Consider the following 13,773-nt stretch of genomic DNA (forward strand, 5'->3'; position numbering starts at 1 on the left):
GCCATGGTCAGGCAACACCAACAGCCTGCCTAGAACTTCAGATAATCACACCAACCTCACCGCGCACGCCCTCCCGCGAAGCGGGTTCGTGCATGGGGGCGCAAACCTGTGGTCCTCGCACAACCAATTGAGGTTCGCTTCGGGTCGAAGGAAACCTTTTGCGCTGGGCTGTTCTGCGGATGTTGACGTTCTAGGCTAAAATGATCGCATAATATATCGACTGGGACGGCCTGCCATGCTCAGTGCGAACGCACGGCCTCAGTTCACACCGACAGTCTCGTGTCGCGGAGCAAGGTTCGAGAAACTTAGCCTCGGTAAGGGATCCGATCAATTGCTGCGGTTCGCAGCGATGCTGCTGAAGGTCCGAGGTAGAGGCAAATTGAAGAGATTGCTCGACATCTTGTCGTCTCGCACCCTTGCGCATGTTGTTGGCGCATGCGCGATGATCGCGAGTTGGGCAGCCTACGTCGAGCTGTCTGGCGTTCCTGCGTACATCGTGCCGAGGCCGGACACCGTCGCTTTGGCGATTCTAACGGATTGGCACCTCTTGGCGCCGGCGCTCCTTGTGACCGTGCAAACGACTTTGACTGCGCTCACCCTTGCGATCGTCGGGGGTGGAGGCGCGGCCGTGGTGCTGGCGCAGTCGCGATGGATCGAGAGATTGCTTTCGCCTGTCCTGGTCACCTTGCAGGTGACGCCCATCGTGGCGATAGCGCCGTTGATCCTGATCTACGCGCCGACACCGTGGACGGCGCAGTTGACATGTGCATTCCTCGTCACCTTCTTCCCCGTCATGTTCAACACGCTGCAAGGCTTGAAGAGTGCCGATCGAAACCATGCGGATCTGCTGAAAACATACAGTGCGTCCGGTTGGCAGACCCTCCTTTACTTGAAACTGCCATCGGCATTGCCGGGCTTTTTTTCAGGTCTTAAGATCGGTGGCGGGCTTGCCCTGGTGGCGGCGGTTGTCGGAGAGTTTGCGGCCGGGCAAGCCGGTGACAACGCGGGTCTGGCCTTTCGGCTGCTGGAAGCGCAATACCGGCTGAACATGCCGCGCCTCTTTGCATGTCTCGTCCTGCTCGCCCTGCTCGGCGTCGCAATATTTGGCCTCACGTCCCTGCTTTCGAAACTCGCCCTTCGCCGTTGGCACGAGAGCGAGCAGCCCTAATGTTTTGGCGCGGGAAACCGACGACCAGACTGACGGATGTCTAGCGGCTAATCCTTGAGCGACATGCCGACGCGCTTGCAGGAAAAGCGCGTATCGAAGGCCCTGGTGTGGTCCGTATCAGGCTCCAGCAGTTTCACTTTTACCAACTCGTCGAACAGCGCTTTGTAACGTTCGGCAGTCAGGCAACCGATGCCTTTGTCGAGTGCGTCGCCGGAATCGACGATCCCATATTGCTTCATCTTGTTGATGGCGTAGTCGATCTGGCCGTCGCTCATCTCGGGATTTTCTTTTTTGATCAGCGCGTTTGCCGCCCCATTGTCCCGGTAGAGATAGTTGTACCAGCCCTCGATGGAGGCATCGACAAAGCGTTGGACGAGGTCGGGTCTCGTGTCGATCAGGCTCTGCTGCGCGGTGATCATCGTTGCGTAAGGCTTGTACCCGCTGTCGGCGAGCAGGAAGATCCTCGGTTCCTTGCCCGTTTGCTTTTGGATTTCGTAGGGTTCTGCGGTGATCAATCCCTGCTGCGCGGATCCTTTATCGGCGAGAAACGGGGCGGGACTGAAATTATAGGGCTTGAACTGCTCGTCGCGGAAGCCCGAGAAATTCGCCTTCATCCATTCGAAATACGTGCCAAATCCGCCATGCGTCATGAAGATGGTTTCGAGGGTTGCAAGATCCTCGAACTTTTCAATGCCGGCGCCAGGATGAGCCAGAATGACCTGAGCGTTCTTTTGATAGAAGGCGGCAACATCGACGAGGGGAATGCCTTGCTCGAGGCCGACGAGTTGCTCCTGCTGGGTGCCGAGATAAAAGTCCAGCTTGCCGGTCAGAAGGAGCGCGCGATTGTGGGCGCCAGGGCCGCCCTGTAGGATTTCTACGTCGAGGCCATACTTGGCATAAGTGCCGTCGGCGAGCGCCTGGTAGAACCCGCCATGATCAGCCTCGGCCAGCCAGTCGGTGCCGAAGCGGACCTTGTCGAGGGCGTGTGCGGGCAAGGTTACGGAAACTGTGTAGATCGTCAGCACGGCGGCAATTGCCGTCGTGCTGGAGTGGGCAGGCGCGTTCATTGGAGTTCCTGATGCGGCGGGTATGCGATGCGAACGCGAGGGTTGTATCGCAAAACAGGCTGCCAAAGAAAGCCGGATCCAGCGTGAGATCACCGGAACAGTTGCAGGATGTTTCCGGCATCGGAATTCGCAATCTGAAGGGCTTGAATGGCAAGCTGTTCCTGCGCCTGCAGCGCCTTGAGCCTAGTCGAGGCCTCGTTCATGTCGGCATCGACCAGGCGGCCTACGCCCTTGTCGATGGTATCCATGAGGGTCTGTGCAAAGTTCTCCTGCATATCGATGCGGTTCTTGAGCGCCCCGAGCGTGGCGCCGGCATCGATCACGTCGGCGCTCACGACCTCGAGGTAACCGATGTAGATGTCCAGCTTCTGCGGATTGGCGACGATGTCGATGTCCAGGACGTTTTGTTCGGCGAGCGGCTCGATGTTGACCGAGATGCCGGTGAAGCCGATGGATGTCCTGGCACCCGACAGACGATCGACCGCCTTGTCCGAACGGACGGAGATCGCGGAGGGACCCGTTGCCTCGATGATGACGTCCGGCCAGTCGGCGCTGATCAACGATTGCAGCAAGGTGACCATTTCGCCAGAGGTTTCGATCTTGCCGTTCGTCTTTCCAAGCAGTTGATTGACATGGGTGCGGTCGAAAACGTGATCCGTGGTCGGCGCGCCATTGACGCTGAAGCTGAAGCTGAGTTTCACGCCATCAAGATTGTCGCCGTCCTTGTAGACCTCGAAAGGCGCAAAGGCGAGCGACATGCCGGAACCGCGGGTGCCGTAATGCAGGGAGTTGGACATGCCGCCTGACCCGACATCGCTGGCGAAGTTACTGATTTCGACCGATGACCCGTCCAGCCCCGAATTCTCCTGCGTCTGGATGCCTATTTTGTTGATGATCGGATTGCCGTTGTTGTCGACATAGGTGGTGGCGGAAGCTCCGGAATTCGCTTGGGACAGCGCGTGGTTCAACAGCGACGCATATTGCGTATAGCTGGAGATCACGCCGTTCGCGGCGGGAAAAAAGGTGTCGACCATGGTGCGGTCGATGACGATTTGCGTGGTCTTGCCGGGATGGTGCGGGGCGTCCACATCGGCGGGATTGTCGGCGTCAACGGTGATGTCGAAACTGATTGTGTCGCTCGCGCCAAAGCTCAGCGGTCCGGTAAAGTTGAAGTCCTTTACTGCGCGCACGCCATTTACGGTGTTGGTCGTATCCATGTGGATAACGCCCTGAGCATCCATGTAAGTGTCGTAGTTCCTGATCCCACCGAGGGTGAGCATCTTGCGCGTATCGGCCTGCAGGAGGCCGCCGCTACTCTTGTTGAACAGCGCAATTTCCGACAAATGAAAGTCCGTCTTGCCAATCGTGACGCCGTCCTGGGACCGAATGAAGGACGAGGTGAGCGACACTTTGTTCAGGTCGCTGTCGTTGATGTTGGCGATGTCCGTGTCGAGCCAATTCACACCGTTGAAGCTCGCCGATCGCGAGACGCTGACGAGCTGGCCCTTCAATTGCACGAGCTCCGCCTGGATCTTCGCGGCATCGACGCCCGGCTCCTTGGCCGCGATGAGCTTGTTCTTGAATTCCGACAGGACGTCGATGACCGCCTCGATCGCGGTGTAGGCTACGTCGACCTTCGCGGCGCTGAGGCCGAGCGCATCGGCGACGGCCGAAATCGCCTTGTTGTCCGAGCGCATGGTTGTCGATATCGACCAATAGGCCGCGTTGTCCGAGGCGGTCTGCACCCGAAGCCCCGAACTTACTTGCTGCTGGGTTTCGGCCATGCCTGTGCCGATCGTCCGCAACGTCTGAAGCGCGGCCATTGCCGCCGTATTCGTCAAAATGCTGGTCACGTTAAAAGCCCCGTGGATATGGGCCAGCCCCCGGGCTTCGATGAAGACCGGCACGAAGAGGCTAGCGAGTTGGGACACTTTCAACGGTTAACCACAAGGGTGCCCGCCATAATGGCGAGACCGTCCCCTGAGAACGAGACAATTCGATGCTCAGGGCAGCTCGAATGACGTCAAAGGCAACAGCCACGCCGAGCGTTTCGTTAATCTTCTTGCGCTGTAATTGGTTAATAAAGGGTTAACGACGATTTCGGGTCCGTGACGGCGTGCGTTGCAAGGCGGATGATCGACGACCTGCGGTGATCCTTTTTGCCGCTGCCTTCGTAAATTTCGACACTGATCAGGCAATGCTGCTTTGCGCACCGCCCGCTTGTCAGCGTGACGGATCGTTAGAGCAGGGGAGTTGCGCAATGACACTCGCGACCAATTCGAACTCCGGTTCGAATTCAGCGATTAGCTCAGCCAGCTTCTTCGACATTTCGTCCGCGTCGCGGGTGTCATTCAAAGCGATCGTGTTTTTCCGAAGGAACCGCGAATAGAGACGCCCCTTGTCAGATGCGCCGGCGGGGAACTCGATCCGGTCCAAACCTTTCCCGGATGCAGCCGCCTTGATCGCGTCGATCATGGTCTTGCGGAATTTGTGATCTGCAATCGGGCCGACTTCCGCATTCAATTTAAGATGCCCAGTGATGCCATTATCACCAGTGCGTAGCTCGGCCCAAACGATCAACGGATAGCCTGCCCACCAGTTTTCACAGCCGCGCCATTTGCCCTGCGTCTTGTTCAATCCCTGCTGCCATTTGGTAGGCAGAAAGCTCACATGGCTCTTGGCAAGCCGAAAATAAACAAAATCGCTGCTCCCAATCCGGACCATTGTCTCGCGCTCATCATTGTCACCAAATAGTCGGTGAACCGCGAGCTCAAAGCCCGAGTCGGTGCCGTGCTCCCGGACGAGATCCAGTACCATTTTATGCTTCCTGTAAAGCTGGCGTGCCAAGGATTGGATGTCGGAGCGCTTGTTGCTCAATTGGCTGGGTTCCTCATACGGTAGACGGAGATGGCTGCGACGCACTGCGCTCGGCGCGGTCGTCTTCGTCGCACAAAACTGACCGAAACTGCAACTTTCGTGCGAAACTCCCTGTCGGTGAACTCTCCTGCCGACGCACGGCAGGTAGGCATCGGATCGACGGTAAAATTATCGGCCCAGCGGGTCGCCTGGGTTTCAGGATGAACCTACTGTGTTGTTGACTTTTGACATCCGAGCCAAAGATCTGTTCGCCCGAAGTTCACGTTCTGTGCGTCGGGATCGCATAATGTATCGTAGGGAAGCGGCTAAACTCCGAAGTCTCACCATTCGCGATGATACTGGAGTTTGTCATGCAGGTGCATTACATTGGCCTTGTGAAGGAGATTTTTCATGGCTGCAAATGCACTGGTCCAGACGCGGATTGATGCTGACATCAAGGACCGCGCCACGGCTGTCCTGCAAAACATGGGACTGACTGTCTCGGATGCTGTTCGTATCCTTCTGACGCGAACGGCGAACGAAGGCTCATTACCGCTCGAGATGGTCGGTAGCAGTGACGCCCACGATGCCTGGTTTCGCGCCAAAGTGTTGGAGGCTCTCGAGGATACGCGACCTGATTACGAGGATGCGGATGCTGAGGCTCGCTTTCGCGAGCGCCGGGCGGCAGCTCTGCGTAAGGCCGGGGCTGGCGACCGATGAGGCTTGTCTGGGCGCAGTATGCGCTTGACGATCGAGACGCTATCTTCAGCTACATTGAAAGTGAAAACCCGAAGGCGGCGGTGCACGTCGACGAGGAGATTGCGCATGCAGTTCGGCGTCTCCTCGACTTTCCCGAAAGCGGCCGCCCTGGTCGAATTGAGGGGACGCGGGAGTTGGTAATTCCGCGCACTCCCTACATCGCCGCCTACACGGTGACAGTCGACCGCGTTCGCATTCTGCGCATTCTGCACGGTGCCCAGATATGGCCCTTTGAGCTCGGCGACGAGTGAATCCCACGCCAATTCTTTTGGCTGTCGGCGGTTCGATTCCTTTCAAGGCGCTAGTAATGGCCGCAACGCTCGCCGATCCTAAGTATGTGATCTCGCGCACGGTGACACGATATACCGAGGCTATCCCCCATTTGCAAAATCGCGGGCAGCCTGAATGAACGCACTGAAGGCAGCCGGCGGGTTCTTCCTGCCAGGGTAGTACAGCGCTAGCGGGGCTAATGAGGGTGTCCAGTCCTCAAGAACGCGTACCAGTCTCCCCGCCGCAATATCATCGCGCACATCCGCCTCCATAACGTATCCCAGGCCCACTCCATTTTGCGCCGCTATCCTGACAAGGCTAGATTCGTCGAGGGTGATCGAGCCTTGCACATCGATCTGGACAGCGTTCCCGTCCTTTTCGAATTTCCACCGAAACAAGGCGTTGTTGGGCATACGCGCGCGGATGCAGCGAAACCGGTACAGGTCGGCTGGTACGGTTGGTATGCCATGAATGCGCAGGAAGTCTGGTGATGCGACAACGGCGTTGCTTCGCTTCAAACCAAGTGGCACGGCGATCATGTCGGTCGGCACCAGATCGGCCGGCCTCAAGCCCAGGTCGAAGCCCGCCGCAACGATGTCAACGATCCGTCCCTCCGTGACCAGATCGATATGCACCTGAGGGTAGCGCTGCATGAACGACAATATCAGCGGTTCGATCACCTCGCGTGCTGCTGTCGCGAAGGCATTGATGCGCAATGTGCCCGTCGGGGTTTCCTGAAGAGACTGGACCGTAAGCATGGCGTCGTGGATGTCCGTCATCGCCGGCCCCACCCGCTCGACGAACGTCCTCCCCGCATCGGTGAGCGAGACGCTTCGCGTCGTTCGGTTGAACAGACGAACGGCCAAGCGCTGCTCGAGCTTTGCGATGGAATTACTGAGTGCTGTGGTGGACATGCCGAGCTCGAGCGCGGCAGCCCGAAACGAGCCCAGGCGCGCGATGCTGAGAACGGCGTCCAGATCGACAAGAACAGACCGCGTCATTATCCCTCTTTTCGTAATTCCACATCCTCTTTTATCCTAGTTATCGTGTCAACAAACTCGTCTTAGATTACCGTCATCGACCTCTTAAGGGGACGGCGCCCTCAGCTGGCAGAGGCTGGACCAGGATTGGAGGAACCAATGACAATCAATCTACCCAAGGCCATCGAAGCGTATTTCGATGCCGACCGGACAGGCAGCCCGGATGCGATCGCTGCCACATTCACCGAGAACGGCGTCGTGAAAGATAAGGGCAAGACCCACCGGGGCCGTGATGCCATCCGCGCATGGATGGCTGATGAAGCTCAGCAATACAGCTACACGGTGGAACCCTTCTTCATTGCCACCGAAAACGGGAGAACCCAGGTAACGGCCCATGCCGTCGGCGACTTCCCGGGCAGCCCGATTGATCTGCGCTTCTTCTTCGCCCTCGCGACCGACAAGGTCGCCGAACTGGAGATCACCGTATGACACAGTTTCTCACCTTGCAGGGCCGTCGCGCCCTGATCACCGGCGGGACCTCGGGCGCCGGCGCTGCAACCGTGGCGCTGTTCAAGGAGCTCGGCGCCAGCGTACTGACCACCGCTCGTAAGAAGCCTGCTGACTTCTCCGGAGCGGCGTTCGTCGAAGCCGACCTGACCACCACGGCGGGGGTAAAGACCGTCGTCGACGCTGTGCAGAGAGAACTCGGCGGCCTCGATATTCTTGTGAACGTGCTGGGCGGCTCTTCGGCCCCTTCAGGTGGCTTTGCCGCCCTCACGGACGAGGAATGGGAGAAAGAGTTCAACCTCAACTTCTTCCCGGCAGTCAGACTGGATCGCGCTCTTATCCCCGGGATGATCGCTCAGGGAAGCGGTGTGGTCATCCACGTCACCTCGATCCAGAGAAACCTTCCGCTACCGGAGGCGACTACCGGCTATGCTTCGGCCAAGGGAGCTCTCAACACCTACAGCAAAAGCATCTCCAAAGAGGTTTCTCCGAAGGGTGTGCGGGTTGTGCGGGTTTCTCCGGGCTGGATCGCCGATCCGGGTGCCAATGGTCTTGCCCTGCGTATCGCTGAGGAGGCCGGTATCGAGTACGATGCGGCGGTTCAGGTGATCATGAACTCGCTCGGTGGCATACCGCTCGGACGTCCGGCCAAGCCGGAAGAGGTCGCCGACCTGATCGCGTTCCTCGCATCGGACCGGGCGTCGTCAATTACTGGCACCGAACATGTGATCGACGGCGGGACTGTGCCGACCGCTTAAGCCGGCCATTGACTGCTCTTGCAGATCAGGCGGGTGCGTCCCATCCGCCGATCTGGGGGTAGATCGCGTCCCGCAGGTGCCGCACGTCTTGGTTTAAGGCAGCGAGTTCCGGTGGTGTCTGCGTCGAGGCTGCCAGCAAGGTATCGCTGAGGCAGCCTGCCTTGTGCTGCAAGGCACGGCCCTGATCTGTCAGCGCCACCAGAACCTGACGCTCGTTGTTAGCGTTGCGGGTCCGGCGCAGGTGCCCGGTGTCAATCGGCGTCCAAAATTCACCCCTTATCGGCATCCAATTTTGACCCCCCATATGCTGTAGATCAGCGCTTGGCCTGCCCGTCGCTGGCCGGGTTTGCAGAGGGTAGGCCAAGTGCGAGTGATGGGTGTCTTCGGCTTTAGCTTTGAGAGCGGTTCTTGAAGCGCCAGGACTCGTTTCCGGTTTCGACAATCTCGCAATGATGAGTGAGACGGTCGAGGAGCGCGGTCGTCATCTTGGCGTCACCGAACACTGTCGGCCATTCTCCAAAAGCCAGGTTTGTGGTGACGATGATCGAAGTCCGCTCGTAGAGCCTGCTGATCAGATGGAACAGGAGTTGCCCGCCTGCCTGGGCAAATGGCAGATAGCCGAGTTCATCCAGTATGATGAAGTCGAGGCGGTTGAGATAGTCGGCCGTCCGCCCTTGCTTGCCGCTGCGCGTTTCCGTTTCCAACCGATTGACCAGATCGACGACGTTGAAGAAGCGCCCGCGTGTTCCGTTGCGGATCAGTGCACGGGCAATTGCGATGGCGAGATGGCTCTTTCCGGTTCCCGTGCCACCGACGAGGACGACGTTACGCTGATCGGCGACGAAGGTGCCGGTAGCCAGCTCCCGCACCAGGGATTCATTGACCGGCGTATCGGTGAAGTCGAAATCGTCGATGTCCTTGGCGAGGGGCAGCTTGGCGATGCTGAGTTGGTAGCGAATGGAGCGGGCCTGCTTCTCGGCGATCTCCGACTGCAAGAGATCACCGACGATGCGCGGCGGTTCGTGCTGCCGTTTGATGCCGTTGCCCATGACCTCGTCGTAAGCGCTGCGCATTCCATAGAGCTTCAGCGTGCTCATCAGTTCGAGAACCTGTGTACGTTCCATCAGCTTGCCCTCCTGAGGCTGTCATAGCGTGCGCAGTCGGCGACCGGTTCATGGGTCAGCCGCAGCGCATCCGGGGTTTGCAGGGTTGCGGCCGGAGCCGGATCACGGCTGCGGGCCAGAATGTTGATAATCACCGAGGCCGAGCAGACGCCGTGATCCAAAGCCTCCTGGCAGGCAGCATCGACAGCCGCCAGACCGTCGGTGGGAACACAGCCGAGGATGGTGACCATTTGCCGATCACCATCATGGACGCTCTTCAGCCGCCGGCGCACCTTCTCCATCGCTGCGGGTAAGACCCATTCCCGGAACGGCGCACCATTGCGCAAAGCACCAGGTTTACGAGCTAGAACAGGGACATAATGCCAAGGATCGTAGATCGTCTCGCCACGGCCAAAGCAACGGGGATGCTCACCGACATTCACGCCATCCTGCCGGATCACGATCTTCTCGGCATAGGCATGAACCTCAACAGGGCGGCCGACAGCCGTTGAGAGGACAGAGTATTTGTTGTTGTCGAAGCGGACTGTGCAGGTCTTCGACACCGAGGCCGGGACACAGTGGAAACCATCGAACGGGCCGACGTAATGCACGAGGCTGCCGCGCTCCTCCTCGAACATCTGCCAGATCATCCGCTCGGTTTGCTCGGGATGGCGGTGTGCCTTGGCGTAGGCGATGCACTTATCGAGCAGCCAGACGTTCAGCTCTTCCAGGCTTTTGACGCGAAGGCGTGGGGTGAAGAAGCGTTCGCGCACGAGGCCAACCTGGTTCTCGACCTGTCCCTTCTCCCATCCGGATGCGGGCGTGCAGGCAACGGGATGGACCAGATAGTGGCTGCACATCTGCAGGAAGCGGCGATTGTATTGTCGCTCCTTGCCGACGAACACCGCCTCGACCGCAGTCTTCATGTTATCGTAGATGCCGCGCGTGCAGGTGCCACGGAAGAAGGCGAAGGCCTTGTCATGGGCATCGAACACCATCTCCTGGCTCTCGCGCATATAGGCTCGGGCGAACATCATCCGGCTGTGGCAGAGCCGGACGTGCGCGACCTTCACGGTCGTTGTCACCCCGTTGACCAGAATGATCTCGTGGCTCCAGTCGAACTGGTAGGCTTCGCCTGGCGCGTAATAGAGGGGCACATAGGCTTCCGCTGTCACGGTTCCCCGGTTCTTCGCCCAGGTCTTGGCATATCGCCGGATCGCGTCATAACTGCCATCGTAGCCGAGTGCCCGAACCTCCTCGTAAATCCGGATCAGCGTTAGCCGTTCACGCGACGGCTTGCCCTCATTCGCTGTCAGAAACCGCTCGATCTCGGCCTTCCACGCTCCGATCCTTGGCAGCGGTTGCCGCTCTCGTTCATAGGTAAAATCGGTCTCGTCGGAACGCAGAATCTTGCGAACCGTGTTGCGCGACACGTGGAGTTCCCGGACAATCTTCTTCACCGACCAGCCCTGCACATGGAAGGCCCGTCGAACACGCGCAATCGTATCCACTCGCTTCAACTCCCGCTCCATCCGCCGCCAAAAGCCGGATGGTCAGATGGAATCTGAGGGGGGTCAAAATTGGACGCCGATTACCCCGCCAAGGGGGTCAAATTTGCACGCCGGAACACAGCTCAAAGCGCGCTGCGGCGAAATTTCAAATGAGCAACTATGATTTCGACGTTGTGGTTTTGGCCGCTCGTCACGAGTTTGAATACAAACCAATCAAGAAGGCTATATTTTCCGGTGAAACGCATGGCTCGTTTCCGCTTTGGAGCGGCGAGGTCACAATTGGCGACATGGAGGGGCCTAGCGGCCGAAAACTTAAGGGTGCTCTCATATGTGTAGGAGAGATGGGGATGGCTACGACGGCATCTGTTGCTGCATCTGCCATTACCGTCTTTCGGCCGAAGCTGATATCGATGATAGGTATGTGCTGTGGTTTCTCAGATGAAAAGTGCGCCTCTCCGCGGAAACTTATGGACGTGATAGTCGTCCGCGAAGTGTCGTGTTGGGAAGAGGGAAAGTACATTGAGCCGGGCGAGGAGAGCGGCTCGGAGTTTAGGAATCGGTCCAAAACACGACTTGTAAACGATGCGATTCGTGATGCCGTAGACCTTGTAATAGAAACAGCTGATGTATCTTTAACTCCGAGGCTTCAAAAGCTGGCGAAGAAAACGGGATTTCGGAAGGTGCTTGCGAGCTTGGAGAAGGGGACAGCCCGAGAGGTGCCCGATGTAAAGTTCTCCGCATTCGTCTCCGGGTCGAGCGTTATCGCTGACGAAGGGATGGTGAAAGAAATATTGGATCGTCATCCGTCGGCAATCGGGCTCGATATGGAAATTTACGGTCTGTACGCGGCGGTGGACCGCTGTGTAGGAGCCAAACCTTCGGTCCTTGGTGTAAAGGCAGTGGCTGACTTCGGAAGTAAAAAGAAAGATAATCGTGCCCAGGAGACTGCATCGGTGGTGGCCACCGAGGTATTCAAAGGAATATTAGAGAGAATCCCTATTTTTTAGTTTAGGGTCCGAGGTTCAATTGTGCCCTAATGGCTGTCCACCGGACCCACCCAGAGCGCACGTTGGCTCGCTACGCCATCGTGCTTTTTCTGCGCCGACGAGCAAAAGGGACGAATCGTCTTCCCATCAAGGGATGGCTTCACGGGCATTGTGCTGTGTTTGTTTCCGATTTGTGCGTCCAGGATCGCATAATGTATCGTTAGGAACATATGCCTTACAGACCCCATCCTGGGCGACTGTGGCTGCCAGCCGACGTCAATATGCATAAGGAGCGTGCCGTTGATGAAATCATGGCCGCAAGCAAGGCGGGATCCATGCAGCGCCTGTGACTCCCAGCGCTTCGTACCACGGTCATCCGACACGTTCATCTTCACCGGCGGCGGGAGAAAAAATCCGGCAGATTGAAGGTACTTAGGCAAAAGTAGGATTATTGTTGCTGCATGGCACGCGTAAATACCTGAATTTGCACCAATTTCTTACGCAATACACTCACTTTCGCTATTGCAACTTATGCGATTTTTGCAGTATTGAGTGCAGACAAATCACTATGGATCGGATGCGGTTTCTGCCGTAGCTCTGCCACGACAAAACTTGAGGCCTCAATGTTCTTAACTCTTTGGCATTTGAAACATCGACCGGACGTATGTAAAACAATCTGCCGCAATTGATAAACTTAAAATGCTGTAAGCGAAAATGGGTTTTTTCTTGTGTCCTTTGAAGATAAGCCATTAATATTGAGCCTTTCCGATGGCGTCGAGCACTCAAAATTCAAGTATGTATTCAACATTCTATTTAATTGGCAATTTCTTATTATATTGTCATTATACGGCATTACTTTGCTTTTGCCGAGGGGAATATTTGTTGGATCCGCTTTCGAGCGGATTGCTTTTGTAATTCCCAAGTATCGCGTTGAGAGGATATATTTTCAAGATTACCCCGCTGAAGATATATCCTACTACTTTTCGGTATCAATTTTAATAAACGTCATTTCAATTGCGACGGTTATTTTTATTGCACCATGGATGTATAAAGTATCATCGAAGTACCCATTCAGTTATAAACAGAGATTTAAGGTGATGCGTCGACACTTCGTTCTTCCGATCGTGATGTGCGTTGCATTTTTGATATTCATACCAATGCCGGTTGGCATAGATCTACACAAGGCAGAGTTAATACGTAACCCAATTACTGTTCCGATCTTCAATATACCGTTTCAGAGCTTAGCGATAATGTACTCGATGGCGGCCGTTGTTTGCATTGCTCGGTATAGGGCAACCAAGAATTAGTTTCGCAACAACAAGTATTTCTGCAATTATATAGGGGCTAGCATTGGCTAAGGACATCACCTCAAATGACGTCGAGATCGGTCTTCCCGATTGGTTGGGCGTGACCTTGGATTCAATCTTCACATCGAAAGGTATTCTGCTGTCCCGCGCGGCGGGGCCAGCGTGGCATTGGGCTATGGGTTGGGCCCCTGTGCCGGCGGCTGCGGCCGTTGACCTCATAGACATCATCGACGGCTATCGGAACGGCACTAGCTGGGACGTTCAACAGCAGTGGCAGGGTTGGCTTGGTTCAATTTATGGGGCCGCAGCCGGCAGTGGAGCCATGGCAATGACGCTCGGGCCAGGTGCGCTGACGCCACCGGGTGTGTTTGCTATTGGACTTGCGGGGATTGCGGGCTCTTGGGGTGGTAATCCCCCCGCCGAATAACGGACTTCAAAAGTAGAATTTTCTCGGGCTTTATGATCGAGGAGATTTTGATGAAGACGAGCAGATTCAGCGAA

The 13,773-nt window shown here is 56.9% G+C and carries 12 protein-coding genes and 2 pseudogenes; 7 read left to right on the forward strand and 7 right to left on the reverse strand.

From position 1 onward, the window contains the following. The first annotated feature begins 349 nt into the window (after window positions 1–349). Window positions 350–1,168 carry an ABC transporter permease gene (locus ABIE33_RS35515; RefSeq protein ID WP_429133773.1) on the forward strand — a complete coding sequence of 273 codons (819 nt, stop codon included), beginning with the start codon at window positions 350–352 and terminating at the stop codon, window positions 1,166–1,168. A 47-nt stretch (window positions 1,169–1,215) separates the two neighbouring features. Here ABIE33_RS35515 and ABIE33_RS35520 read toward each other — a convergent pair whose 3' ends face one another. From ABIE33_RS35520 to ABIE33_RS35530, 3 genes are all read right to left on the reverse strand, one after another. After that, complete coding sequence (locus ABIE33_RS35520; protein WP_429133775.1) at window positions 1,216–2,235, reverse strand: ABC transporter substrate-binding protein; 1,020 nt, start codon at window positions 2,233–2,235, stop codon at window positions 1,216–1,218. An 89-nt stretch (window positions 2,236–2,324) separates the two neighbouring features. After that, window positions 2,325–4,166, reverse strand: coding sequence for a flagellin (locus ABIE33_RS35525; RefSeq protein ID WP_429133777.1), 1,842 nt, complete (start codon window positions 4,164–4,166; stop codon window positions 2,325–2,327). Window positions 4,167–4,458: 292 nt separating this feature from the next. Next, window positions 4,459–5,052, reverse strand: coding sequence for a hypothetical protein (locus ABIE33_RS35530; RefSeq protein ID WP_429133779.1), 594 nt, complete (start codon window positions 5,050–5,052; stop codon window positions 4,459–4,461). A 450-nt stretch (window positions 5,053–5,502) separates the two neighbouring features. Here ABIE33_RS35530 and ABIE33_RS35535 point away from each other — a divergent pair, with 450 nt between their 5' ends. Both ABIE33_RS35535 and ABIE33_RS35540 read left to right on the forward strand, forming a co-directional pair. After that, the gene (locus ABIE33_RS35535; RefSeq protein ID WP_057248627.1) at window positions 5,503–5,811 is read left to right on the forward strand and encodes a type II toxin-antitoxin system RelB/DinJ family antitoxin; all 309 of its coding nucleotides are present in this window, start codon (window positions 5,503–5,505) and stop codon (window positions 5,809–5,811) included. Continuing rightward, window positions 5,808–6,101, forward strand: coding sequence for a type II toxin-antitoxin system mRNA interferase toxin, RelE/StbE family (locus ABIE33_RS35540; RefSeq protein ID WP_057248628.1), 294 nt, complete (start codon window positions 5,808–5,810; stop codon window positions 6,099–6,101). Before ABIE33_RS35535 ends, ABIE33_RS35540 begins: the two co-directional genes overlap by 4 nt. A gap of 120 nt (window positions 6,102–6,221) precedes the next feature. Here the strand turns inward: ABIE33_RS35540 and ABIE33_RS35545 are convergent, their stop codons facing one another. Continuing rightward, window positions 6,222–7,121 (reverse strand): LysR family transcriptional regulator, encoded by a 900-nt coding sequence (locus ABIE33_RS35545; RefSeq protein WP_429133781.1) that lies wholly within the window; start codon window positions 7,119–7,121, stop codon window positions 6,222–6,224. A gap of 138 nt (window positions 7,122–7,259) precedes the next feature. Between ABIE33_RS35545 and ABIE33_RS35550 the strand changes: the two genes are divergently transcribed. Together ABIE33_RS35550 and ABIE33_RS35555 are read left to right on the forward strand one after the other, a co-directional pair. Next, complete coding sequence (locus ABIE33_RS35550; protein WP_113478040.1) at window positions 7,260–7,589, forward strand: nuclear transport factor 2 family protein; 330 nt, start codon at window positions 7,260–7,262, stop codon at window positions 7,587–7,589. Further along, window positions 7,586–8,365 carry an SDR family oxidoreductase gene (locus tag ABIE33_RS35555; protein ID WP_113478041.1) on the forward strand — a complete coding sequence of 260 codons (780 nt, stop codon included), beginning with the start codon at window positions 7,586–7,588 and terminating at the stop codon, window positions 8,363–8,365. The genes ABIE33_RS35550 and ABIE33_RS35555 overlap by 4 nt, the downstream gene beginning before the upstream one ends. 25 nt (window positions 8,366–8,390) lie before the next feature. On the opposite strand, the pseudogene ABIE33_RS35560 reads toward ABIE33_RS35555, so the two are convergent. From ABIE33_RS35560 to istA, 3 genes and pseudogenes are all read right to left on the reverse strand, one after another. Next, window positions 8,391–8,612, reverse strand: a pseudogene (locus ABIE33_RS35560) (MarR family transcriptional regulator); the annotation flags it as partial. A gap of 142 nt (window positions 8,613–8,754) precedes the next feature. After that, window positions 8,755–9,489 (reverse strand): IS21-like element helper ATPase IstB, encoded by a 735-nt coding sequence (istB, locus tag ABIE33_RS35565; protein WP_113134771.1) that lies wholly within the window; start codon window positions 9,487–9,489, stop codon window positions 8,755–8,757. 5 nt (window positions 9,490–9,494) lie between these two features. After that, window positions 9,495–10,988 (reverse strand): annotated as a pseudogene (gene istA / locus ABIE33_RS35570) (IS21 family transposase); the annotation flags it as partial. 140 nt (window positions 10,989–11,128) lie between these two features. Between istA and ABIE33_RS35575 the strand changes: the two are divergent. Together ABIE33_RS35575 and ABIE33_RS35580 are read left to right on the forward strand one after the other, a co-directional pair. Continuing rightward, window positions 11,129–11,986, forward strand: coding sequence for a hypothetical protein (locus ABIE33_RS35575; protein WP_429133783.1), 858 nt, complete (start codon window positions 11,129–11,131; stop codon window positions 11,984–11,986). A 1,329-nt stretch (window positions 11,987–13,315) separates the two neighbouring features. Further along, window positions 13,316–13,699 carry a hypothetical protein gene (locus ABIE33_RS35580; protein WP_429133785.1) on the forward strand — a complete coding sequence of 128 codons (384 nt, stop codon included), beginning with the start codon at window positions 13,316–13,318 and terminating at the stop codon, window positions 13,697–13,699. Window positions 13,700–13,773 lie beyond the last annotated feature (74 nt).

The organism is Ensifer sp. 4252 (assembly GCF_050434565.1).
GTDB lineage: Bacteria > Pseudomonadota > Alphaproteobacteria > Rhizobiales > Rhizobiaceae > Ensifer.

Coding starts and splice junctions, on each gene's coding strand:
- ABIE33_RS35515 (WP_429133773.1), top strand. CDS start 350: ATGCTGCTGAAGGTCCGAGGTAGAGGCAAATTGAAGAGATTGCTCGAC.
- ABIE33_RS35520 (WP_429133775.1), bottom strand. CDS start 2,235: ATGAACGCGCCTGCCCACTCCAGCACGACGGCAATTGCCGCCGTGCTG.
- ABIE33_RS35530 (WP_429133779.1), bottom strand. CDS start 5,052: ATGGTACTGGATCTCGTCCGGGAGCACGGCACCGACTCGGGCTTTGAG.
- ABIE33_RS35535 (WP_057248627.1), top strand. CDS start 5,503: ATGGCTGCAAATGCACTGGTCCAGACGCGGATTGATGCTGACATCAAG.
- ABIE33_RS35540 (WP_057248628.1), top strand. CDS start 5,808: ATGAGGCTTGTCTGGGCGCAGTATGCGCTTGACGATCGAGACGCTATC.
- ABIE33_RS35545 (WP_429133781.1), bottom strand. CDS start 7,121: ATGACGCGGTCTGTTCTTGTCGATCTGGACGCCGTTCTCAGCATCGCG.
- ABIE33_RS35550 (WP_113478040.1), top strand. CDS start 7,260: ATGACAATCAATCTACCCAAGGCCATCGAAGCGTATTTCGATGCCGAC.
- ABIE33_RS35555 (WP_113478041.1), top strand. CDS start 7,586: ATGACACAGTTTCTCACCTTGCAGGGCCGTCGCGCCCTGATCACCGGC.
- istB (WP_113134771.1), bottom strand. CDS start 9,489: ATGGAACGTACACAGGTTCTCGAACTGATGAGCACGCTGAAGCTCTAT.
- ABIE33_RS35575 (WP_429133783.1), top strand. CDS start 11,129: ATGAGCAACTATGATTTCGACGTTGTGGTTTTGGCCGCTCGTCACGAG.